This window comes from Loktanella sp. F6476L, from assembly GCF_023015725.1.
In the GTDB taxonomy this organism is placed as follows: domain Bacteria; phylum Pseudomonadota; class Alphaproteobacteria; order Rhodobacterales; family Rhodobacteraceae; genus Yoonia.
In genome coordinates this window covers 264819-286062 of record NZ_JALKAR010000005.1, presented here as the reverse complement: position 1 = coordinate 286062, position 21244 = coordinate 264819, and the positions used below count along the sequence as shown (strand labels likewise).

Genomic DNA, 21244 nt, shown 5'->3' with positions numbered 1-21244 from the left:
GGAAAACTACCAGTCAGCACGCAAAGCGCTCAAAAAACACGAAGCAAAACTCCTGCTCAAATAAGCGCAAAAACGCAAAAAACAAAAACAACGCCCGCTGGATACAAAAAACCAGCGGGCATTGGCACGTGGGAAGTGATGTTAACCATACGTTAAGTAAGATTTTCCTAAGATGAACGCCTGTTCTGCTTTGGGGTGTTCATCATGACAATATTTCGTACCTACGCCGCACTGGGATGTCTGACTGTTCTCGCTGCATGTGGCGGATCGTCGGGATCGGGTGTTGTATCTACCTCTGGCCCGATCAGCATTCAGGACGTCAACGCTGCGGGTGACGCTTATTTCAGGTTTGCCGCAGATGGTTTCATGGCGCTTGATCAAGCGGCCTTGGAAGCGCAAGGATCGGCGTCTTATGACGGGTATATGCTGGCGGTCCCGAACGGATCGTCTGATGCGTTGGTCGGGCGGGCGCAGATTGATGTGACCTTCACAAACGGTGGTGATCTCTCGGGTGATGTGCGTGATCTTGTGCTTATCCCCGAAAATGAAGACGTCGTTGCGATCCTACGCGCCGACCCCGCAGACGGCTACACGCCGATCGGTGACGCGACAGCGCTGACGCGATTGTCTGGTGAATTGGACCTATCTGGCGGGGAACTGCGCGGGTCGAGGATTGATGTCGATGTGTCCGGGACTGTGGATATTCCTGGCGCCGCATTTGATGCGCGCCTCAGCGGCACAGAGACATTTGATGTGAGTGGAAGCCTGCAGGGTCAGGTTGCCGAGACGGGTGAATTTGTTGGACAGGGTTCGCTATTTGCGCGTGGGTCAAGATTACAATTCAACCTAGGGACTGTTGTGTTTGCTGAATAATTCTGCGCGGTGACCTAAAGTAATTGGCTGGAGAATGACACATAAACTGGCTCATTGTTCGCGACAAAAAGGCGTGGTTAGGCCAGTTATTGCTTCTTCATACTGAGGGCGCTGTGCTGTTTTTGGTAAGATTATCACCCCAATCACACCGGAATAAATAATATAAAACAGTGTCTTAAAAGAAATATCATCAACTACTAATATTTTAGTTTGACAAAACACGCCCGTCGCGACGACAGTAGGGTGTCGGCGAAATCCGGCTCATAACATCTTTAGGGAGGAGAAAAGATGCGTAAGTATCTGCTCTCCGCAGTTGCGGTTTCAGCCGTGGTTGCGGGGTCCAATAGCGCGTTGGCTGATGAAGCCGCGGCACAACGTTGGATTGATCAAGAATTCCAGCCATCCACATTGTCCAAAGACGATCAAATGGCCGAAATGCAGTGGTTTATTGACGCTGCAGAACCGTTTTCTGGCATGGAAATCAACGTCCTGTCCGAAGGCATCCCGACACATTCCTACGAAAGCGAAGTCCTGACAAAGGCGTTCGAGGAAATCACGGGCATCAAGGTAAACCACCAAATTTTGGGTGAGGGCGAGGTCGTTCAGGCCGTGCAAACCCAGATGCAAACGAACCGGAACCTGTATGACGGTTACGTCAACGATTCCGATTTGATTGGCACACATTCCCGTTTGCAGCAGGCCTATAACCTGACTGAACAAATGGCGGGTGACTGGGCGGCGACAACGTCCCCGACGCTTGATTTGCCTGACTTCATGGGCAGCCAGTTCACCACAGGTCCTGATGGTAATCTGTATCAGTTGCCGGATCAGCAGTTTGCGAACCTGTATTGGTTCCGCAAAGACTGGTTCGACAATGCTGATTACCAAGCAGCGTTTGAGGAAAAATATGGCTACCCATTGGGTGTACCAGTCAACTGGTCCGCTTACGAAGATATCGCCGAGTTCTTTAGCAACGACGTGAAAGAAATCGACGGTGTCGCGATCTATGGTCACATGGATTACGGCAAACGTGCGCCTGACCTTGGTTGGCGGATGACGGATGCTTGGCTGTCTATGGCTGGTGCCGGATCGAAGGGCGAACCAAACGGTGTGCCGATCGATGAATGGGGCATCCGCATGGAAGAGGGCAGCTGTAACCCAGTGGGTGCATCTGTCACACGTGGTGGTGCGGCGAACGGTCCAGCGGCTGTTTATGCGATCCGCAAGTGGGACGAATGGCTTCGGGCATATGCGCCTCCAGGTGCTGCGTCTTATGACTTCTACCAGTCGCTTCCAGCATTGGCCCAAGGCAACGTAGCCCAGCAGATCTTCTGGTACACAGCGTTCACAGCCGACATGGTCGCCCCGCGGTCCGCAGGCAATAACACGGTTGATGAAGAAGGCACACCGCTTTGGCGTATGGCCCCATCCCCGCATGGTCCATACTGGGAAGAAGGTCAGAAAGTCGGCTACCAAGACGTGGGCAGCTGGACGTTCCTGAACTCTACACCGTCTGATCGTGCGCAGGCTGCTTGGCTTTATGCCCAGTTCGTCACATCCAAGACTGTGGACGTGAAGAAATCCCATGTTGGTCTGACATTCATCCGCGATTCATCTGTGAACCACGAAAGCTTTAGCGAACGTGCACCACAGTTGGGTGGTTTGGTTGAATTTTACCGGTCCCCTGATCGTGTGGCTTGGTCCCCAACCGGCATCAACGTGCCTGACTATCCAAAGCTCGCGCAGATTTGGTGGCAGCAGATTGGTGACGTGAACTCTGGCGCCTTTACACCGCAAGAAGCCATGGATCGTCTGGCCGAAGAAATGGACATCACCATGGGTCGTATGCAGGCAGCTGATGAAGCCGCCAATGTTTACGGCGGATGTGGTCCACGTCTGAACGACGAACAAACTGCGGAATACTGGTACGCAAACGGCGGCGCAAAGCCACCGCTTGAGAACGAGAAACCGCAGGGCGAAACCGTCAACTACGACGAGCTCGTTGCTCGCTGGGCGGCACAGTAACCTCCCTGTTGGGCATCTGCCTAACGCACGCTGGGGCCTTTTCATTGGGGCCCCAGCACTTACGACACATCTGACCGGCAAGGGCCGTTATGACACTCCAAGTAAATGATATTTCCAAAGTGGTTGGTGGGCAGACCCATATCAAACCAACGACTTTGACGCTTGAGACAGGCCATTTCAATGTCCTGCTTGGGAAGACCGGATCGGGCAAAACGTCGCTGATCAAAATGATGGCCGGACTTGATCCGATTGCCAGTGGCCAGATCATCATGGAAGGCCAAGACGTGACCAAGCTGACGACGCAAAAGCGTAACATCAGCCTCGTCCACCAGTTCTTTGTGAATTACCCGCACATGACCGTTTACGACAACATCGCCTCGCCTCTCAAAGTGGTTGGGATGGCAAAGTCGGAAATTCAGGGCCGTGTGGAAGAAGCCGCAGATATTCTGCAATTGCGCCCGATGCTGCATCGCAGGCCACATGAATTGTCCGGTGGTCAACAGCAGCGCACCGCATTGGCACGTGCGATTGCAAAGGAAAGCCGCGCTGTGTTTCTGGACGAACCGCTGGCGAACCTTGATTACAAACTGCGTGAAGAATTACGCGAACAGTTGCCCGAACTCTTTGCGGGTCGCGGCGCGGTCGTGGTCTACGCAACATCCGAACCTGAAGAGGCGTTACTGCTTGGCGGCTACACCGGATTGATGGACGACGGGAATGTCGTCCAGTTCGGCAAGACCGCCGACATTTATCGCACGCCCGGATCGCTTATGGCCGCTTCTGTATTCTCTGACCCGCCGATCAACACGGCCGTGGTGAAGAAATTGGGCGATACTGTTTCGATGGGCGACGCGACTTGGCAAACCGCAAATGGGTTGGCCGATGGCTCCTACACGATGGCTGTCCGTCCGCATCACGTCACACCTGTCGCCAGCCCCCAGAATACGGTCGCGCTGTCCGGTAAGGTGCTTGTGACGGAATTGTCCGGCTCGGAAAGTTCTGCGCATTTTGCGATGCCGGGGGCGGATTGGGTGTCACTGGCACATGGAGTCCACCCCTACGAGATCGGCGAAGATCATCCATTCTACCTTGATCCGACCGCATGCTTTTACTTCGCGCCTGACGGGTCGCTTGTCACAGGGGAAACCGTCTGATGGCCAAGATTACACTATCGAAACTGCGGCATAGCTACATGCCCAACCCGAAATCCCCTGCTGATTATGCCTTGAAAGAGATTGATCTGGATTGGTCTGATGGCGGTGCTTACGCCCTGCTTGGTCCGTCTGGTTGTGGCAAATCTACGTTGCTCAACATCATTTCTGGCCTGTTGGAACCGTCCGAAGGGCAGATACTGTTCGACGGCAAAGACGTGACCGCGTTGCCGCCTGATCAACGCAATATCGCGCAGGTATTTCAGTTTCCGGTGATCTACGACACGATGACTGTTTACGATAACCTTGCCTTCCCGCTGCGCAATCGCGGTGTTGCCGAGGACCGCGTGAAGCAACGCGTGACCGAGATTGCAGAGATGTTGGAAGTCACTGAAATGCTAGGGGCGAAAGCCGCTGGCCTGTCGCCTGACAACAAGCAAAAGATCTCCATGGGACGGGGGTTGGTGCGGGACGATGTCAATGTGGTTATGTTCGACGAACCGCTGACTGTCATCGACCCGCATCTGAAATGGAAGCTGCGGAGCAAGTTGAAAGAGCTGCACCAAAAGGTGCGCGCAACGATGATCTACGTGACACATGACCAAACCGAAGCGTTGACCTTCGCCGACCAAGTGGTCGTGATGCAGGACGGCGAGATTGTGCAGATCGGCACGCCGGTTGAGCTGTTTGAACGGCCTGCGCATACTTTTGTCGGCCACTTCATCGGATCGCCTGGAATGAATGTTCTGGATGCAGAGGTCCGCGATGGCGGCGCGTTCTTGCAGGGTCATCATGTGGGTCTGGAAGGCACAATCAATACCGACACAGGCACGCCGCAGATCGGCGTGCGGCCAGAGTTTGTAACGCTTGGCGATGCGGGTCTGCCTGCAACGGTGCGCAAAGTGTCCGACATTGGGCGGCATAGCGTTGTCGAAGCGATGATCGGTGACACATCCGTGAAAGCCGTGACCGAAGGCGCTGTTCCCGAAAAAGGCGCCGCTGTGCACCTGCAATTCCAACAAAACCAGACGCGGCTTTACCGTGACGGCTGGCTTGCCACGACGGGGGAAAACCCATGAAAACCGAATCCCAAAAGGCGTGGTTCTTTGTTTTGCCAGTTCTATTACTGGTCGCCTTCAACGCCCTGATCCCGATGATGACCGTTGTAAATTATTCGGTCCAAGAAACATTCGGGAACAACGTCTTCTTCTGGGAAGGCCTGCGCTGGTTCGAAGAATTGCTGCATTCCGAACGCTTTCACGCAGCATTAGGGCGGCAGTTCCTGTTCACGGGCATTATCCTCGCGATCGAGGTCCCGCTAGGCATCATCATTGCCCTGTCCATGCCGCGCCAGGGCATGTGGGTGCCTGTTTGCCTCGTGCTCATGGCCTTGCCGATGCTGATCCCGTGGAACGTGGTTGGCGCGATGTGGAACATCTTCGCGCTGCCTGACATCGGCTTGTTGGGCTATTTCATGAACACGACGCTCGGCATTGACTACGACATGACGCAAAGCCCGTTTGCGGCGTGGGCCACGATCATCACGATGGATGTCTGGCATTGGACGTCGCTGGTTGTCTTGCTGTCTTACGCAGGCCTCGTGTCGATCCCTGACGCCTATTACCAAGCGGCAAAGATCGACGGCGCATCGCCCTTCAAGGTGTTCCGCTACATCCAGCTGCCGAAGATGAAGCAGGTTCTGACCATCGCGATCCTGCTGCGGTTTATGGATAGTTTTAACATCTACACAGAGGTCTTCGTGATGACCGGTGGTGGACCCGGTAATTCGACCACATTCCTATCGATTGATCTGGTGAAAATCGCGCTTGGTCAGTTTGACCTTGGTCCGGCGGCAGCCATGTCACTGATCTACTTCGCAGTCACATTGCTGGTCTCTTGGCTATTCTACACTCTTATGACGAAGGATGACGCGCCATGAAAAAGCGTAATCTGATCCCGATTATTTACATTCTGTTCCTGCTGTTGCCGATCTACTGGCTGGTGGCGATGTCGTTCAAAACAACGAACGAAATCCTCGCGGGGTTCAGCCTGTTCCCGCAGACGTTCACGGTGGAGAACTACACGACGATCTTCACCGATCCGACATGGTACTGGGGCTACATCAACTCGATCATCTATGTGTCACTGAACACGGTAATCTCGATCGCGGTGGCGCTGCCTGCAGCCTATGCATTCAGCCGGTATCGGTTCTTGGGCGATAAGACTTTGTTCTTCTGGTTGCTGACCAACCGGATGGCACCGGCTGCCGTTTTCGCCTTGCCGTTCTTCCAGTTATATTCTGCGGTCGAATTGTTCGACACCCACCTTGCCGTTGCTTTGGCACATTGTTTGTTCAACATCCCGCTGGCGGTGTGGATTTTGGAAGGCTTCATGGGCGGCGTCCCGAAAGAGCTGGACGAAACCGCCTATGTCGATGGCTACTCCTTCCCGCGCTTTTTCATGACGATCTTCTTGCCGTCAATCAAAGCGGGTGTTGGGGTCGCGGCGTTCTTCTGCTTTATGTTCTCGTGGGTGGAACTGCTGCTGGCGAAAACCCTGACGGCGGTGGATGCGAAACCAATCGCTGCAACAATGACGAAAACGGCGTCGTCGGCGGGGTACGAGCTTGGGCTGTTGGCCGCTGCTGGCACACTGACGATTATTCCGGGCGCCATCGTGATCTACTTTGTGCGCAACTACATTGCGAAGGGCTTTGCCCTCGGGAGAGTTTGATATGTTGACTTGGATGGCATGGACGTGGCCAACGGCACTGTTCTTTATCGGGTTGTTCAGCGCAATGGGCGTGATCACCTTCATCGAAATCCGCTACCCCGGCACGTCAGAACGCAAAGGGGCGCTGGGGCTGACGACAACACGGGGTGACAGGTTGTTCCTGTCCCTGCTCGGAACCGCCTACATCTTCCTCGCATGGCTGTTCTTTTTCGGGATGCCGCTGTGGGGGCCGCTCGCGATCAGCATCGCATGGGGCGTGTTCTGTTTCTGGAAGGTTTGATGCGGAGACGGACGACAAACGGCTTTGAAGTGTGGGTTGATGGTCGAGACAAAGACAAAAGCCGGGTGATCGTGGCGTATGCAGCGAAAGTCCGGTTTGAGCCCATATTGTCGATCACGAATTGAGATATCCGCCTAAAATTGCGATGAACGCGCCAACATGAACGACCATAATCGCTCTATCCTTCCACATGACGCCAACCAAGAACCACAAAACAATTCCGATTATGAATGCGAGAATATTCCAAGGGACAATGTTCAATCCTGTAAGAGCATATCCAACTAATTGAACCATTGTCGCGATCCATTTAACGATATCGACACGCTGCATTCTGAGGTCTCCGGCCCAAGTTTTCGAACCTGTATTCCATTGCACCTGACTTAACCAGCGATGTTCTAAAACCCCTTCGATGGAAAATCTGAACAGCAGCTTTGTCCGCATTGCCGACCTTTGTGCTGTTATAGGTTTGGCCTGAAGGTGCTCGCCAATAGGGGCGTCGCTTTATAACACAACGCCTTAGGGGCCGAACCGGAGCTACCCCGCGATAGGGCAAAGTTGTCGGGTAGCTCACAAAAACCTTGGTGATACGAAAGTCTTAGTATTTAATACCCCAAGGGAGAGAGCAAACCAGACAAGAGCGGGATCACCCATGCGGCAAAAGAAAAAGAGCGAGTTTCTGACTGAGGTCGAGCTAGAGTTCATGACAGAACTTTGGGCGCTTGGTGAAGGAACGGTGCGCGATGTGCTGGCCCAATTGGCGCCGGACCGCGACCTTGCTTACACATCCGCCGCTACGATCCTGCGGATTATGGAACAGAAGGAATTTGTCACAAGCGAAAAGCAGGGCAAAACTTTCGTTTATAAACCGGCCTTGGCCAAAGACGCCTACCAGACAAAAACGCTACAAGACCTGTCGAACAAGCTGTTCGATGGGACACCGGCGTCGATGGTTGCGCGTTTGGTGAATGACAAAGGCATGTCTGAAGCAGCATTGGAAGAAATACGGGCGTTATTGGACAGGAGATTGACTGATAATGACCCCTGAACATCTGCTGAGCGTTTATATCGACACGAATATCGTTCTACTGACCGTGGCCGCCGTCTGGTTCTTTGCCAAACGCCTGATCGCACGAACGCCCTTGAAAACGGTGTATTTGACACAGCTTCATCTGCTTTACGGGTTGATCGCGATGGTCGTCGTATCCCCGATTGCGATTTACGGCATGGATATGGGGCAGCGGCTGGGCTGGCTGTCTGGGCCAACCGGCATTAGCGTGTCCGACTTCCTTGTTTCCCAGTATTTGCACGGCAACATCGCGATGACCCCGTCGAAGTTCGAGCATCTGTTGATGATCCGGACAGAACTGACCCACGAGATCGCATCGCTGACAAGCTGGCTCGGCTATGCCGTGCTTGGTGGTCTGTCCGTAGGTTTTGCGATCATCGTTGTCCGCAATGCCCGTGACACGCTGCAGCTAATGGGGATGATCCGTCGCAGCTATGTCTTGCGCCGCATTGGTCGGATTGATGTCCGCTTTACCCATGAAACTTGTGTCCCGTTTTCGACACGCGGGCTTTTTCGTCATTACATCGTGCTGCCAACCGGCCTGCTGGCCCAAAGCAATGATGTCCGCATCGCTGTCAGCCACGAAATCCAGCATGTACGTCAACGCGATCTGACGTGGGAAATCGCGTTGGAATTGGTGCGCCCGTTCTTCTTTTGGAACCCTGCCTTTGCGTATTGCAAACGCGACGTGGAACGCATCCGCGAACTGGCCTGCGATCAACAGGTGTTGGGCCGCAACACACATCCGATCCGTGATTATTGCGAATGTCTGTTGCGTGTCTGTCAGACCAGTCTCATGGGCGACCGCACTAACCAGATCATCACGCCAAGCGTGCCCTTCGTGCAGATCGACAAACGGGCAAACGCGAGCCACACCGAAAGCTTCTTGAAAACGCGCATCATGTCGGTGCTTGATGACGAACACCCGCAGAATACCCGACACATGGGGTCTGTGCTGATGTTGTCGCTGTTTGCTGTTGTGGTTTGCGCGACGATCGCGCTGCGCCCCGTCAATGACTGGAGCCACGACAGGCTGATGTTGTCGACAATCGTGAACCTTGAACGGTTGAATAGCCGCACTGTTAGTCCGTGAACATATGTCTGTGCGGCCGGAGCTCTTTTCCTTTGGATGATGCGACATTAGGTTTGACCTAACACCATACAGGGGCGCTTCATGTCATCCATTGTTTCCGTGTGCGATTTGCGCAAAGCCTATGCCGGCGGGTTTGAGGCGCTGAAAGGCGTGTCGCTTGAAATTGAAGAAGGTGAAATTCTCGCGCTTCTCGGGCCAAACGGGGCTGGTAAGACCACACTGATTTCAACGATTTGCGGGATCACAGTTCCAACATCCGGGTCTGTTGCTGTCGGCGGTCACGATACACAGACCGATTTTCGCAAAGCGCGCGACCTGATCGGTTTGGTTCCGCAAGAGATCAATCTTGAACCGTTCGAAACGGTCATGAGCACGGTGCGTTTTACGCGTGGTCTGTTCGGCAAGCCGCGCAACGACGCATATATCGAACAAATCCTGAAAGATCTGTCGTTGTTCGACAAGAAGGACAACAAGATCATGATGTTGTCCGGCGGTATGAAACGCCGTGTGTTGATTGCCAAGGCGTTGGCACACGAACCGCGTGTGCTGTTCTTGGATGAACCAACCGCAGGCGTGGACGTCGAGCTACGCAAGGACATGTGGGACGTGGTCGCGAAGCTAAAGCAGAGCGGCGTCACGATCATTCTGACGACCCACTACATCGAAGAAGCCGAAGCCATTGCAGACCGTGTTGGTGTGATCGCAAAGGGTGAAATCCTGTTGGTCCAAGACAAGGCCGACTTGATGGCCCAGATGGGGCAAAAGCAGTTGAAGATCGAAGTGTCCGAACCAGTACCATCGGTTCCCGCAGCCTTGGCCGGTTACGCGCTAGAGGCAGACGGAACGACACTCACTTACACCTACGACACCAAAGGTGAACGCACCGGCATCACCACGCTTCTGAATGATCTGCAAAAGGCGAGCATTCAGATGGTAGATATTCAGACCGAACAAAGCAGTCTTGAAGACATCTTTGTTGGTCTTTTGAAGGAAGACGCATGAACCTGATAGCTATCCAGTCGATCTACCGCTTCGAAATGGCGCGGTTCTTTCGGACGTTGACCCAATCGTTGATCTCGCCGGTTATCTCAACGGCGCTTTATTTTGTCGTTTTTGGCGCTGCTATCGGTAGCCGCATGGAAAACGTCGAAGGCGTGCCATACGGCGCATTTATCGTGCCGGGTCTGATCATGTTGACCGTGATGACCCAAGCCACGTCAAACGCGTCGTTCGGCATTTATTTTCCCAAATTCATCGGGACGATCTACGAACTATTGTCCGCGCCTGTGAATTTTCTTGAGATCACAATTGGCTATGTTGGGGCGGCGGCGACTAAGGCGCTGATCATTGGGATGATCATTCTGGGCACGTCGTATCTGTTTGTGGATATTACCATCGCGCATCCGTTGGCAATGTTGGCATTTTTGTTCCTGACGGCGCTTAGTTTCGCGCTGCTTGGGTTTATTATCGGCATTTGGGCAGGCAATTTTGAACAACTTCAGCTGATCCCGTTGTTGGTCATCACGCCACTCGTCTTCCTGGGTGGGTCATTCTATTCGACGTCGATGCTGCCGCCAGTTTGGCAGACCATCACGCTGTTTAACCCGGTGCACTACTTGATTTCCGGTTTCCGCTGGTCGTTCTTTGGTGTGGCTGACGTGCCGGTTGGCATCAGTTTGATCGCGATTGCGGTTTTTACCGGGGCCTGTGTCGCCGCAATCTGGTGGATATTCCGCACAGGTTGGCGCATTCGGCAGTGACGCCCTTGCTGGACGGGCAGCCGCGGCCTATTTGAGGGGGATGAAACGCTTTATCCCCTTTATGAAGTCTGAACCCGTCGTGTCAGTTGTCCGCCTGCAAGGCGCGATCACCAATGGCGGGCGCGGTCTGGATGACGTCAGCCTCGCGCCTGTGTTGGAAAAGGCCTTCACCAGAGGCAAACCAAAAGCGGTCGCCTTGCAGATCAATTGCCCGGGCGGATCGCCTGCGCAATCGTCGTTGATCGCCGCACGTATTCGCAGGCTGGCTGACGAAAACGATTTGCCCGTCGTGGCCTTCGTCGAAGATGTGGCCGCCTCTGGTGGGTATTGGCTTGCCTGTGCGGCGGATGAAATCTTTGTCGATGAAAGTTCGATGACCGGATCTATCGGTGTTATCACTGCCGGGTTCGGATTGGATAAAGCCATCAGCAATTACGGGATCGAACGTCGGGTGCATACGGCTGGGAAATCCAAATCGATGCTGGACCCGTTCAAGCCTGAAAAAGAAGAAGATATCACGCGGTTGAAAGGCTGGCTGGAAGAATTGCATGGCATTTTCATCAGCTACGTTAAATCGCGGCGCGGCGACAAACTGTCCGACAATCCTGATCTGTTCACCGGTGAAGTCTACTTTGGCCGGAACGCGATCAAAGAAGGGCTGGTTGATGGACTTGGCCATCTGGTACCTGTGATGAAGGACCGTTTTGGCGAAAAAGTCCGGTTCCGCAAATACGGCGAAAAGAAATCGCTGTTGTCACGGTTTGGCATGTCGATGATGCAAGACGCCGTTTACTTGGCAGAGGATCGCGCAGCTTTTGCGCGATTTGGCCTCTGAGTGATTTTTAAGATTATTCTCCTCTTTCTTGCTTTCATGGCTGTGTTAGCCATGTTCGGAAAATGGCGGTTTCCGGGGCAGGAACAACTCGCAGCGGCAAAATGTAAAAGCTGCGGGCGTTACAGAATTGGTAAAGGCCGTTGTGCCTGTAAGAAAAGGTAGAACGGAATGGATTGGGTGTATGTCGTCGTAGGGCTGGTTATCCTACTCTTGGCGGGCGATAGCCTTGTCAAAGGTGCGGTCAACATGTCGCTACGTTTGGGCGTCCCTGCCTTGATCGTGTCGTTGACGATTGTTGCTTTCGGTACCTCTGCACCAGAGCTTTTGATCTCTATTCAGGCGATTTGGGACGGCGTGCCCGGCTTGGCGCTTGGCAACGTTGTCGGATCAAACACGGCCAACGTTTTGTTGGTGCTTGGTATTCCGGCGCTTTTGGCTGTCATGCACACCAGCGAATGCGACACGCGCAACAGCTACCTTCAGATGATCGCGGCGTCGGTTTTGTTCATCGTGCTTTGTGCGATGGGTCCTTTGACTTGGGTGTCTGGTATCATACTGCTGGCCGCACTGGCAGCGATGCTGACGTACGCCGCAATGTCCGCAAACAAGCACCGCAAACAATCCTCCGAAAGCGCAGCTGAAGAGGATGAGGAAGAGTTAGAAGGCGCTGACCCGAACCTTGGTTGGGGCAAAATCGTTGGTTTTCTGGTGTTAGGCCTCGTTGGTCTGCCGCTCGGCGCATCGCTTCTTGTTGATGGATCGGTGAACATCGCGCGTCAGTTCGGCATTTCCGAAACCGTCATTGGTCTGACATTGATCGCGATTGGGACGTCATTGCCCGAACTGGCTACGACTGTGATGGCTGCATTGCGCCGTCAGGCAGACGTGGCTTTGGGCAACGTTATCGGATCAAACATGTTCAACTTGCTTGGGATCATGGGCGTCGCGTCACTTGTCGGTACGATCCCTGTTGATCCGCAGTTCCTGTCGTTTGACTTGTGGGTCATGCTGGGCGCGTCGTTGCTGTTGATCCCGTTTGTCTTCATGAAAGTGGATATCAACCGCACGTGGGGCGTGATGTTGTCGGCTGCCTATGTGGCGTATCTGCTGTTTGTTCTCGCCTGATGCCGGGGGCGCTTGTCACAGGCGCTGGTGCCCGACTGGGCCGCGCGATGGCGCTGTATTTGGCGGGGCGTGGGTATGACGTCGCGGTACATTACGCGTCGTCTGAAAAAGGTGCGAACGCGGTCGTGGATGAGATTAAGGCCCTTGGTCAGAACGCGGTCGCCATCCAAGCGGATCTACTGGATGAAAACGCGACGCAGGGCCTGATCGGTCGTGCTGTCGATGCTATCGGCCCGCTGTCTGTTTTGATTAACAACGCGTCTATCTTCGAACATGATGACCTGAAAACGGGGACTCGTGACAGTTGGGATCGCCACATTGAAACGAACCTGCGTGCGCCATTCGTGTTGACCCAAGGATTTGCAGATCAAGCGCCGAAACCAGAGCTCGATGCGCGCGACGAACCTGTCGCACAGGCGCTGATCATCAATATGTTGGACCAACGCATTCACAAACTGACACCTGAATTCGCGTCATATACCATCGCGAAAATGGGGCTTTGGGCGTTGACCCAAACATCGGCACAGGGGCTTGCCCCTAAGGTACGCGTGAACGGGATCGGACCTGGTCCAACGTTGCAGGGCGCGAACCAATCGCAGGCGCAGTTTGATCGACAACGGGCTGCGACGGTTCTGCAGCGTGGCGCAAATCCCGATGACATTACAGCGGCTTTAGGTTACTTTCTGGATGCCAAAGCTGTGACTGGGCAGATGCTTAGCGTCGATGGCGGCCAGCATTTGGCGTGGGAGACGCCCGACGTGACGGGAGTTGAGTAACTGGATCGGCCCCAAAATTGAGACTTAACCCGCAAAGTTGTGCACTACGCGTTTGTTCCGTTCACCAATGTAAATATTTTATGAATAAAATCAATAATTTGCCAACAGGTAAATAAAATATTCATAGATAACAAGACGTTAAGAATGTGCTCAAAAATTAGGCAGATACATGAACACCCCTAAAAACAACGAAAAATCCGGTGTGTTAACGTTTTGCCCACTGAGTTATCCACAAGACTCGTGGATGCCTTTGCCCTTGTTCCCTTCGCGGCTGTATGCAGAGCAGCCCAGAATCACGGACCTGTGACCGATGAGTGATGAGATCGATAATCAGAACGACGCCGAGGTCGCAGAAACCGTGACCGGTTACGACCGTATCCACGGATATCTTAAGACGATCGACAGTTCTCCGGGTGTTTACCGTATGTTGGATGCGGACAGTCGGGTGCTTTACGTGGGCAAGGCGCGCAATCTGCGGAACCGTGTCAGTAATTATTCACGCCCGTCCGCCCAGCATTCGGCGCGGATCACCCGTATGATCCGTGAAACCGCGTCGATGATGTTCTTAACGACGCGCACGGAAACCGAAGCGCTTCTGCTTGAACAGAACCTGATCAAGCAGCTTAAGCCACGGTACAATGTGCTGTTGCGTGACGATAAATCGTTCCCGAATATCCTCGTGTCCAAGAACCACGCTTTCCCACAGCTTAAGAAGCACCGTGGCGCGAAGAAGGAAGAAGGCAACTACTACGGCCCCTTCGCTAGTGCTGGCGCCGTGAACCGGACGCTGAACCAGTTGCAACGCGTGTTCCTGATCCGCAATTGCACCGACAGCGACTTTGAAACGCGCACGCGGCCCTGTTTGCAGTATCAGATCAAACGCTGTTCGGGTCCCTGTTGCGGTCTGATTTCCGAAAATGACTATGCACAGACTGTGGCGGATGCGGAAAAGTTTCTGTCTGGCCGTACAAAGGGCATCCAAGAAGCGCTCGCCGCGCAGATGAACAAAGCCTCTGAAGAAATGGAATTCGAACGGGCCGCTGCGTTGCGCGACCGGATCAAGGCGTTGACGCAAGTGCAGACCGCGCAAGGCATCAATCCGCAAAACACCGAAGAGGCGGATGTGATCGCGCTTCATGTGGATGGCGGGCAGGCCTGTGTACAGGTGTTCTTTATCCGCGCGAACCAGAACTGGGGGAACCACGACTACTACCCCCGGATCAGCGGTGACGAAGATCTTGCAGAAGTGATGGAAGCCTTTGTTGGCCAGTTCTATGCAAACCGCGAACCGCCCAAGGTTCTGCTGTTATCGCATGGTTTGGACAACGACGACCTGATGGCGCAGGCCTTGGGGGATAAGGCGGGGCGCAAGGTCGAAATCATCGTGCCACAACGCGGCGAGAAGGCTGAACTCGTGTCCAGTGCACTGCGCAATGCGCGCGAAAGTCTGGCGCGCAAAATGGCAGAGACGGCGACGCAGAGCAAATTGCTTAAGGGGCTGGCCGAGGCGTTCGCACTCGACGCGCCGCCCAAGCGGATCGAGGTTTACGATAACTCGCACATCCAAGGGGCCCATGCCGTCGGTGCGATGGTGGTGGCCGGACCTGAAGGGTTCGAGAAAAGCAATTATCGCAAGTTCAACATTCGCGGGGATGATCTGACACCGGGCGATGACTTTGGCATGATGAAAGAAGTCATGACACGGCGGTTCGGTCGTTTGCTGAAAGAAGACCCCGAACGCAAAAGCGGTGCTTGGCCTGACCTGCTGCTGATCGACGGCGGTGCCGGACAGGTGTCGTCGGTCCGCGAAATCATGGATCAGATGGGGGTCAGCGATATCGCGATGGTCGGTGTGGCCAAAGGCGAAGAACGTGATGCCGGTAAAGAGGTGTTTCACCGGACGGGCAAACCCGTGATGGCGCTGCGCCACAATGATCCGGTGCTGTATTTCATCCAGCGGATGCGGGATGAGGTCCACCGTTTCGCCATCGGAACCCACCGCGCGAAACGCGCCAAAGCGATGTCAGCGAACCCCTTGGATGATGTGCCGGGCGTCGGCGCGGCTCGCAAACGAGCGTTGTTGGCGCATTTCGGGTCAGCCAAGGCCGTGGCGCGCGCGAACCTTGCTGATCTAAAAGCCGTGGAAGGCGTGTCCGGCAACATGGCGCAGACCATCTACGACTATTTCCACGAGAACGGCTGAAAGATATGATGCCTTCGGCGGAGATATTTCTGGCCGAAAGAGAGGCAGCGTTGCGTATGGCAACTTTGCCGTGGTTTGGGTAAGTAAGTGACATGCAGTGGAACATCCCAAATATCCTGACGCTTTTGCGTCTTCTTGCAGCCCCCGGTGTGGTGCTGATGTTTCTTTATTTCTCGCGCCCATACGCGGATTGGTTTGCACTGATCCTGTTTGTCGTGGCGGCCGTGACCGACTTTGTTGACGGTTATCTGGCCCGTGCGTGGAAGCAGGAAAGCAAATTTGGTGCGATGCTGGACCCGATTGCAGACAAGGCCATGGTGGTGATCGCATTGGTCGTCATCACTGGATTTTCCGGTATGAACCCTTGGATTTTGCTGCCTGCAACGATCATCATTTTCCGCGAAGTGTTTGTGTCCGGTTTGCGCGAATTTTTGGGCGATACGGCTGGTACGCTAAAGGTGACGAACCTCGCCAAATGGAAGACGACAGCTCAAATGGTCGCTATCGCATTTCTGTTCGCGAAAGGTGCGTTCGAACACTTCATCATCGAACAGACGATCGGGATGGATCAGGCGACGGTTGATGGCATTCTGGATGGCACGATTGAAGACGTTGTTGGGCTCGGCTGGAAAAACTTTGGATGGGATTTCAGCTGGTATGGCGGGATCATCCTGTTGTGGATCGCCGCGGTTTTGACGTTCATCACTGGGCTTGATTACCTCCGAAAAGCGATGCCTTACCTAAAAGGGGCCAAGTAATGGATGTCATGTATTTCGCTTGGGTCCGAGAACGGATCGGATTGCCAAAAGAAAAGATCGAAACGCAGGCCGTGACCGTGTCTGATCTGGTGGCTGAACTGGTTGCTCGTGAAGAACGGTATGCTGCAGCCTTTGCCGACGTCAGCGCATTGCGCGTGGCGTTGGATCAAGAATTATCCGATTTTGACGCGCCATTGGCCGGTGTCCGCGAGGTCGCATTCTTTCCGCCGATGACAGGTGGTTAAGGTGATTGTTCGGGTGCAAGACGCTGTGTTTGACGCGGGCGCCGAACTGAACGCCTTTGCGACCGCACGGCCAGAGGTCGGCGCGATTGTGACGTTTACGGGTCTTGTCCGCGATGTTGCGGGCGGTCTTCAGGGGATGGAAATCGAACATTACCCCGGCATGACGGCGAAAGCGATTGAGGCGATTGCAGTAGAGGCGCAGAACCGTTGGTCCTTGGCCGATGTGCTTGTCATTCATCGCTATGGTGTTTTGCAAGCGACGGACCCGATCATGATGGTCGCTACTGCGTCAAAGCACCGTGCAGACGCCTTTGCTGCCGCTGATTTCTTGATGGATTACCTGAAATCCCGTGCTCCGTTCTGGAAAAAAGAAACGACAGGCGACGGCGCGTCTTGGGTCGCCGCCAAGGACGAAGACGAGGCGGCGCTGGATCGCTGGTCCTAGGCCCCGTGGCGGTGGCAGGTCACGATGTGATCGTTCACCAAACCACAGGCTTCCATAAAGGCGTAGACAATTGTCGGGCCGCAGAATTTGAATCCCGCTTTCTTCAAGTCCTTTGAAATTTGCACAGACAACGGTGTTTGGGTCGGTACATCCGCTTGGGTCGCGAAACTGTTGATCAGTGGCGTGCCGCCGACATAATCCCATAGGAACCGGTCAAAGCCTTGTTCCGCTTCGATCCTTTGCCATGCCTGTGCGTTCGTGATCGTGGCCGCGATCTTGCCCCGATGTCTGATGATACCTGCATTTCCCAACAAACGCGTGACATCGTCGTCACCCCATTCAGCGATGATATTGGGATCGAATCCTGCGAACGCTTCGCGGAAATTGTCTCGCTTCTTAAGAATTGTGATCCATGACAGCCCAGCCTGGAACCCGTCTAAGACCAGTTTTTCCCATAACGCGCGGCTGTCGTATTCCGGAACGCCCCATTCGGTATCGTGGTAGGCTTGATAAATCGGGTCATCGCCGGGCCAGCCACATCTTTCTACCATGGTCGATCGTCCTGTCTTAACTGCATATTAGCTGATTTCTGGGCAGAATGACGCATCCCTGATGAGATGCCAACATGCTCGCACCTTCTAATGCTTCTGACGATGACCGTCCTCTTGATCCGTTTCAGGCTGCTATGGCCAGTAGGGATAGCGATGTTCTGACGCTTGTCAGTGATGCGCTGGCGGCCGGACGAACGCGGATGGCGTATCAACCGATCATGCTGGCAGGGCAAAAGCCCGGTATCGCGTTCTACGAAGGTTTGGTGCGGGTTTTGGACGAAGCCGGACGGGTCATCCCTGCCGCGCATTTCATGTCGGTCATCGGGGAAAATGATTTGGGACGCGAAGTGGATTGCACGACATTGCAGCATGCCTTTGCACTGCTTCGCCAGCGGCCGGATTTACGTATTTCGATCAATGTGTCTGCGCGGTCGTTGGCGGACGGCAAATGGCGCGACATTCTGCGCGACGGTTTGGATACCGATCAGAACGTAGGTGATCGGCTGATCTTCGAAATATCCGAAACGTCCGCGATGGAACTGCACGAAATCATGATTCGCTTCATGGTTGAGATGCAGCCAAAAGGCGTTGCTTTTGCCTTGGACGGCTTCGGCGCGGGTATGACAGCGTTCCGGCACCTGAAAGAATTCTTTTTTGATCTGGTCAAAATCGACAAGAGCTTCGTGCGCGGCATCCACGAAGATCCTGACAATCAGGTCCTGACCGAAGCCTTGATCATGGTTGCCCATCAATTCGAAATGTTCGTTGTGGCAGATGGGGTTGAGACCGCAAAAGAAGCAGAATTTATGACCCAGCTTGGCGCAGATTGTTTGCAGGGATACCACTATGGAGTCCCGAAATTCGACATCTAAGACACGACATGCAAATGCTGCAATGCAGCAATGCAGCTGCAGAAACTTATTGCCCTAACGTAAACTAAGCCTTAAAGAAGCCCCAATTCGCAGGTTGGGGCCTGTACTTATATGCACGTTGTGCTCCAGTCTGATCACAGAATAAATCTGAGAGGACTCACTATGACCAACGTCGTTATCGCTTCTGCTGCCCGTACTGCCGTCGGCAGCTTTGGAGGCGCTTTTGCAAATACTCCTGCCCATGATCTTGGTGCTGCCATTCTTGAGGCCGTCGTTGAACGTGCTGGAATTGACAAAGCTGAAGTATCCGAAACGATCCTCGGTCAAGTTCTGACTGCCGCCCAAGGGCAGAACCCTGCGCGTCAGGCGCACATCAATGCGGGCCTGCCAAAAGAAGCATCTGCTTGGGGCATTAACCAAGTATGTGGTTCCGGTTTGCGCGCCGTCGCACTTGGTGCGCAGCACATCCAGTTGGGCGACGCGTCTATCGTTGCCGCTGGTGGTCAAGAAAACATGACGCTGTCACCGCATGCCGCACACCTGCGCGCCGGTCACAAAATGGGCGATCTGAAATACATCGACACAATGATCCGCGACGGTCTGTGGGATGCGTTCAACGGTTACCACATGGGCCAAACTGCTGAAAACGTTGCTGATCAATGGCAAATTTCCCGCGACATGCAGGACGAATTTGCGGTCGCGTCACAGAACAAAGCCGAAGCTGCGCAGAAAGCTGGCAAATTCGCAGACGAAATCGCCGCCTTCACCGTGAAAACACGCAAGGGCGACATCATCGTCGACCAAGACGAATACATCCGTCACGGCGCAAACCTTGAAGCGATGGCAAAGATGCGTCCTGCTTTTGCGAAAGAAGGCTCCGTCACTGCTGCAAACGCGTCCGGTCTGAACGACGGCGCGGCGGCCACATTGCTGATGTCCGTTGATGACGCCGCCAAACGTGGGATCACGCCGCTGGGCCGTATCGCTTCTTATGCGACGGCTGGTCTCGATCCGTCCATCATGGGTGTCGGTCCGGTTATGGCATCCCGCAAAGCGCTGGAAAAAGCCGGTTGGTCCGTTGGTGATCTTGATCTTGTTGAAGCAAACGAAGCTTTCGCGGCTCAGGCCTGTGCTGTGAACAAAGACATGGGTTGGGATCCGGCAATCGTGAACGTCAACGGCGGTGCAATTGCGATTGGTCACCCAATCGGTGCGTCAGGTTGCCGCGTACTAAACACCCTGTTGTTCGAAATGCAGCGCCGCGACGCCAAAAAAGGCCTTGCGACACTGTGCATCGGTGGCGGCATGGGCGTCGCGCTGTGTGTCGAGCGCGACTAAAAAATCGAGGGGTGGCGTAAAGTTACCCCTCATCCGTCGCGTAACAATATTGCGCAGAAATTCATATCTGTATAATTTGGTTACAACATTAATCTCTTGGAGGAGAATCCTATGTCCCGTGTTGCACTTGTTACCGGCGGTTCCCGCGGTATTGGCGCTGCCATTTCTACAGCACTCAAAGACGCAGGTTACACCGTTGCCGCGACTTATGCTGGTAACGACGAAAAAGCCGCAGCATTCACAGCTGAAACAGGCATCAAGACTTACAAGTGGGACGTTGGGTCTTATGAAGCTTGTGCCGAAGGTATCGCAAAGGTTGAAGTCGAAGTTGGTCCAATCGAAGTATTGGTGAACAACGCTGGCATCACCCGCGACGCGCCGTTCCACAAAATGTCACCGACCCAGTGGAAAGAAGTCATGGACACGAACCTGTCCGGCGTCTTCAACATGACCCACCCGATCTGGCCAGGTATGCGCGAACGCAAATTCGGCCGTATTGTTACCATTTCTTCAATCAACGGCCAAAAAGGTCAGTTTGCTCAGGTGAACTATGCGGCTGCGAAAGCGGGCGATATCGGCTTTACAAAGGCGCTCGCACAAGAAGGCGCACGCGCTGGCATCACCGTGAACGTCGTGGCACCGGGTTACATCAACACCGAAATGATGAGCACGATCCCGGAAAAAGTCATGGATTCAATCGTTGGAGCGATCCCAGTGGGGCGCTTGGGCGAAGCTGCAGAAATCGCACGCGCTGTTGTGTTCCTTGCATCCGACGATGCGGGCTTCATCACAGGGTCCACAATTTCCGCAAACGGCGGTCAGTACATGTCGTAAGGACGCGGTCCTTACCTGAAATACAAGAAGGGCCGGTCGCAATGACCGGCCCTTTTTTGTGATCCGATCGACTGGGAGGAAGATCGTGGATCATATTGCAACGCGTGGGAGGAACGCGTTGGTAATGTCTTAGGCCGCCTGTGGTGCAACGCCTGCTGCAGTGTTTGGCTTACGTGTGAACATCGCGACAAAGAAGGCGCGGATCGCTGCGTTCCGCTCTGCGTGGGCGCGTTCGATGATTTTGCGTGTCGCTTCGTTTGTTGTGATCGCGTGCATTTCGT

At 54.2% G+C, this 21244-nt stretch carries 24 protein-coding genes; 21 read left to right on the top strand and 3 right to left on the bottom strand.

Translation table 11 applies throughout. The features are described 5' to 3' along the window. The first annotated feature begins 204 nt into the window (after positions 1 to 204). The 7 genes from MWU61_RS12600 (at position 205) to MWU61_RS12570 (ending at position 7062) form a co-directional block, all read left to right on the top strand. Positions 205 to 873: a hypothetical protein gene (locus tag MWU61_RS12600; RefSeq protein WP_247128730.1), complete on the top strand. Its 669-nt coding sequence runs from the start codon at positions 205 to 207 to the stop codon at positions 871 to 873. Between the two features lie 288 nt (positions 874 to 1161). After that, positions 1162 to 2898, top strand: a complete 1737-nt coding sequence (locus MWU61_RS12595; RefSeq protein WP_247128729.1) for an ABC transporter substrate-binding protein — start codon at positions 1162 to 1164, stop codon at positions 2896 to 2898. 89 nt (positions 2899 to 2987) lie between these two features. Next, a complete protein-coding gene (locus MWU61_RS12590) occupies positions 2988 to 4052 on the top strand; it encodes an ABC transporter ATP-binding protein (RefSeq protein ID WP_247128728.1) in 1065 nt (354 codons plus the stop codon). After that, positions 4052 to 5128 carry an ABC transporter ATP-binding protein gene (locus tag MWU61_RS12585; RefSeq protein ID WP_247128727.1) on the top strand — a complete coding sequence of 359 codons (1077 nt, stop codon included), beginning with the start codon at positions 4052 to 4054 and terminating at the stop codon, positions 5126 to 5128. The genes MWU61_RS12590 and MWU61_RS12585 overlap by 1 nt, the downstream gene beginning before the upstream one ends. Then, on the top strand, positions 5125 to 5988 hold the full coding sequence (locus MWU61_RS12580) for a sugar ABC transporter permease (protein WP_247128726.1): 864 nt from the start codon (positions 5125 to 5127) through the stop codon (positions 5986 to 5988). Before MWU61_RS12585 ends, MWU61_RS12580 begins: the two co-directional genes overlap by 4 nt. Continuing rightward, the gene (locus tag MWU61_RS12575; protein ID WP_247128725.1) at positions 5985 to 6782 is read left to right on the top strand and encodes a carbohydrate ABC transporter permease; all 798 of its coding nucleotides are present in this window, start codon (positions 5985 to 5987) and stop codon (positions 6780 to 6782) included. The genes MWU61_RS12580 and MWU61_RS12575 overlap by 4 nt, the downstream gene beginning before the upstream one ends. 1 nt (position 6783) lies before the next feature. Further along, positions 6784 to 7062, top strand: a complete 279-nt coding sequence (locus MWU61_RS12570) for a DUF2160 domain-containing protein (RefSeq protein WP_247128724.1) — start codon at positions 6784 to 6786, stop codon at positions 7060 to 7062. A 114-nt stretch (positions 7063 to 7176) separates the two neighbouring features. Here the strand turns inward: MWU61_RS12570 and MWU61_RS12565 are convergent, their stop codons facing one another. Then, complete coding sequence (locus MWU61_RS12565) at positions 7177 to 7503, bottom strand: DUF6552 family protein (RefSeq protein ID WP_247128723.1); 327 nt, start codon at positions 7501 to 7503, stop codon at positions 7177 to 7179. 208 nt (positions 7504 to 7711) lie between these two features. On the opposite strand from MWU61_RS12565, the gene MWU61_RS12560 reads away from it, so the two are divergent. From MWU61_RS12560 to MWU61_RS12510, 11 genes are all read left to right on the top strand, one after another. After that, on the top strand, positions 7712 to 8107 hold the full coding sequence (locus MWU61_RS12560; protein ID WP_247128722.1) for a BlaI/MecI/CopY family transcriptional regulator: 396 nt from the start codon (positions 7712 to 7714) through the stop codon (positions 8105 to 8107). Beyond that, on the top strand, positions 8097 to 9221 hold the full coding sequence (locus MWU61_RS12555) for a M56 family metallopeptidase (RefSeq protein ID WP_247128721.1): 1125 nt from the start codon (positions 8097 to 8099) through the stop codon (positions 9219 to 9221). The genes MWU61_RS12560 and MWU61_RS12555 overlap by 11 nt, the downstream gene beginning before the upstream one ends. Positions 9222 to 9302: 81 nt before the next feature. Next, the gene (locus MWU61_RS12550) at positions 9303 to 10223 is read left to right on the top strand and encodes an ABC transporter ATP-binding protein (protein ID WP_247128720.1); all 921 of its coding nucleotides are present in this window, start codon (positions 9303 to 9305) and stop codon (positions 10221 to 10223) included. After that, a complete protein-coding gene (locus tag MWU61_RS12545; protein ID WP_247128719.1) occupies positions 10220 to 10981 on the top strand; it encodes an ABC transporter permease in 762 nt (253 codons plus the stop codon). The genes MWU61_RS12550 and MWU61_RS12545 overlap by 4 nt, the downstream gene beginning before the upstream one ends. Positions 10982 to 11021: 40 nt before the next feature. Further along, complete coding sequence (locus MWU61_RS12540) at positions 11022 to 11816, top strand: S49 family peptidase (protein ID WP_247128718.1); 795 nt, start codon at positions 11022 to 11024, stop codon at positions 11814 to 11816. Positions 11817 to 11984: 168 nt separating this feature from the next. After that, complete coding sequence (locus tag MWU61_RS12535) at positions 11985 to 12941, top strand: calcium/sodium antiporter (protein ID WP_247128717.1); 957 nt, start codon at positions 11985 to 11987, stop codon at positions 12939 to 12941. Next, a complete protein-coding gene (locus tag MWU61_RS12530) occupies positions 12941 to 13717 on the top strand; it encodes an SDR family oxidoreductase (protein ID WP_247128716.1) in 777 nt (258 codons plus the stop codon). The genes MWU61_RS12535 and MWU61_RS12530 overlap by 1 nt, the downstream gene beginning before the upstream one ends. Positions 13718 to 14027: 310 nt before the next feature. After that, a complete protein-coding gene (gene uvrC / locus MWU61_RS12525) occupies positions 14028 to 15920 on the top strand; it encodes an excinuclease ABC subunit UvrC (protein ID WP_247128715.1) in 1893 nt (630 codons plus the stop codon). A 92-nt stretch (positions 15921 to 16012) separates the two neighbouring features. Next, positions 16013 to 16678, top strand: a complete 666-nt coding sequence (gene pgsA, locus MWU61_RS12520; protein ID WP_247128714.1) for a CDP-diacylglycerol--glycerol-3-phosphate 3-phosphatidyltransferase — start codon at positions 16013 to 16015, stop codon at positions 16676 to 16678. After that, entirely contained in the window at positions 16678 to 16923 is a 246-nt protein-coding gene (gene moaD, locus MWU61_RS12515; protein ID WP_247128713.1) for a molybdopterin converting factor subunit 1, read from the top strand. Before pgsA ends, moaD begins: the two co-directional genes overlap by 1 nt. Position 16924: 1 nt before the next feature. Next, a complete protein-coding gene (locus MWU61_RS12510) occupies positions 16925 to 17368 on the top strand; it encodes a molybdenum cofactor biosynthesis protein MoaE (protein ID WP_247128712.1) in 444 nt (147 codons plus the stop codon). Here the strand turns inward: MWU61_RS12510 and MWU61_RS12505 are convergent. Further along, positions 17365 to 17919, bottom strand: a complete 555-nt coding sequence (locus MWU61_RS12505; RefSeq protein WP_247128711.1) for a DNA-3-methyladenine glycosylase I — start codon at positions 17917 to 17919, stop codon at positions 17365 to 17367. The two genes, MWU61_RS12510 and MWU61_RS12505, sit on opposite strands and share 4 nt — an antisense overlap. Positions 17920 to 17993: 74 nt before the next feature. On the opposite strand from MWU61_RS12505, the gene MWU61_RS12500 reads away from it, so the two are divergent. The 3 genes from MWU61_RS12500 to phbB all read left to right on the top strand — a co-directional run bounded on the left by MWU61_RS12500 (position 17994) and on the right by phbB (position 20963). Beyond that, entirely contained in the window at positions 17994 to 18791 is a 798-nt protein-coding gene (locus MWU61_RS12500) for an EAL domain-containing protein (protein WP_247128710.1), read from the top strand. 162 nt (positions 18792 to 18953) lie between these two features. Beyond that, the gene (locus MWU61_RS12495) at positions 18954 to 20129 is read left to right on the top strand and encodes an acetyl-CoA C-acetyltransferase (protein ID WP_247128709.1); all 1176 of its coding nucleotides are present in this window, start codon (positions 18954 to 18956) and stop codon (positions 20127 to 20129) included. 111 nt (positions 20130 to 20240) lie between these two features. Continuing rightward, positions 20241 to 20963 (top strand): acetoacetyl-CoA reductase, encoded by a 723-nt coding sequence (gene phbB, locus MWU61_RS12490; RefSeq protein WP_247128708.1) that lies wholly within the window; start codon positions 20241 to 20243, stop codon positions 20961 to 20963. 129 nt (positions 20964 to 21092) lie between these two features. Here the strand turns inward: phbB and MWU61_RS12485 are convergent, their stop codons facing one another. Next, complete coding sequence (locus tag MWU61_RS12485; RefSeq protein WP_247128707.1) at positions 21093 to 21239, bottom strand: hypothetical protein; 147 nt, start codon at positions 21237 to 21239, stop codon at positions 21093 to 21095. Between the last annotated feature and the right edge of the window lie 5 nt (positions 21240 to 21244).

Coding starts and splice junctions, on each gene's coding strand:
- MWU61_RS12600 (WP_247128730.1), top strand. CDS start 205: ATGACAATATTTCGTACCTACGCCGCACTGGGATGTCTGACTGTTCTC.
- MWU61_RS12595 (WP_247128729.1), top strand. CDS start 1,162: ATGCGTAAGTATCTGCTCTCCGCAGTTGCGGTTTCAGCCGTGGTTGCG.
- MWU61_RS12590 (WP_247128728.1), top strand. CDS start 2,988: ATGACACTCCAAGTAAATGATATTTCCAAAGTGGTTGGTGGGCAGACC.
- MWU61_RS12585 (WP_247128727.1), top strand. CDS start 4,052: ATGGCCAAGATTACACTATCGAAACTGCGGCATAGCTACATGCCCAAC.
- MWU61_RS12580 (WP_247128726.1), top strand. CDS start 5,125: ATGAAAACCGAATCCCAAAAGGCGTGGTTCTTTGTTTTGCCAGTTCTA.
- MWU61_RS12575 (WP_247128725.1), top strand. CDS start 5,985: ATGAAAAAGCGTAATCTGATCCCGATTATTTACATTCTGTTCCTGCTG.
- MWU61_RS12570 (WP_247128724.1), top strand. CDS start 6,784: ATGTTGACTTGGATGGCATGGACGTGGCCAACGGCACTGTTCTTTATC.
- MWU61_RS12565 (WP_247128723.1), bottom strand. CDS start 7,503: ATGCGGACAAAGCTGCTGTTCAGATTTTCCATCGAAGGGGTTTTAGAA.
- MWU61_RS12560 (WP_247128722.1), top strand. CDS start 7,712: ATGCGGCAAAAGAAAAAGAGCGAGTTTCTGACTGAGGTCGAGCTAGAG.
- MWU61_RS12555 (WP_247128721.1), top strand. CDS start 8,097: ATGACCCCTGAACATCTGCTGAGCGTTTATATCGACACGAATATCGTT.
- MWU61_RS12550 (WP_247128720.1), top strand. CDS start 9,303: ATGTCATCCATTGTTTCCGTGTGCGATTTGCGCAAAGCCTATGCCGGC.
- MWU61_RS12545 (WP_247128719.1), top strand. CDS start 10,220: ATGAACCTGATAGCTATCCAGTCGATCTACCGCTTCGAAATGGCGCGG.
- MWU61_RS12540 (WP_247128718.1), top strand. CDS start 11,022: ATGAAACGCTTTATCCCCTTTATGAAGTCTGAACCCGTCGTGTCAGTT.
- MWU61_RS12535 (WP_247128717.1), top strand. CDS start 11,985: ATGGATTGGGTGTATGTCGTCGTAGGGCTGGTTATCCTACTCTTGGCG.
- MWU61_RS12530 (WP_247128716.1), top strand. CDS start 12,941: ATGCCGGGGGCGCTTGTCACAGGCGCTGGTGCCCGACTGGGCCGCGCG.
- uvrC (WP_247128715.1), top strand. CDS start 14,028: ATGAGTGATGAGATCGATAATCAGAACGACGCCGAGGTCGCAGAAACC.
- pgsA (WP_247128714.1), top strand. CDS start 16,013: ATGCAGTGGAACATCCCAAATATCCTGACGCTTTTGCGTCTTCTTGCA.
- moaD (WP_247128713.1), top strand. CDS start 16,678: ATGGATGTCATGTATTTCGCTTGGGTCCGAGAACGGATCGGATTGCCA.
- MWU61_RS12505 (WP_247128711.1), bottom strand. CDS start 17,919: ATGGTAGAAAGATGTGGCTGGCCCGGCGATGACCCGATTTATCAAGCC.
- MWU61_RS12500 (WP_247128710.1), top strand. CDS start 17,994: ATGCTCGCACCTTCTAATGCTTCTGACGATGACCGTCCTCTTGATCCG.
- MWU61_RS12495 (WP_247128709.1), top strand. CDS start 18,954: ATGACCAACGTCGTTATCGCTTCTGCTGCCCGTACTGCCGTCGGCAGC.
- phbB (WP_247128708.1), top strand. CDS start 20,241: ATGTCCCGTGTTGCACTTGTTACCGGCGGTTCCCGCGGTATTGGCGCT.
- MWU61_RS12485 (WP_247128707.1), bottom strand. CDS start 21,239: ATGCACGCGATCACAACAAACGAAGCGACACGCAAAATCATCGAACGC.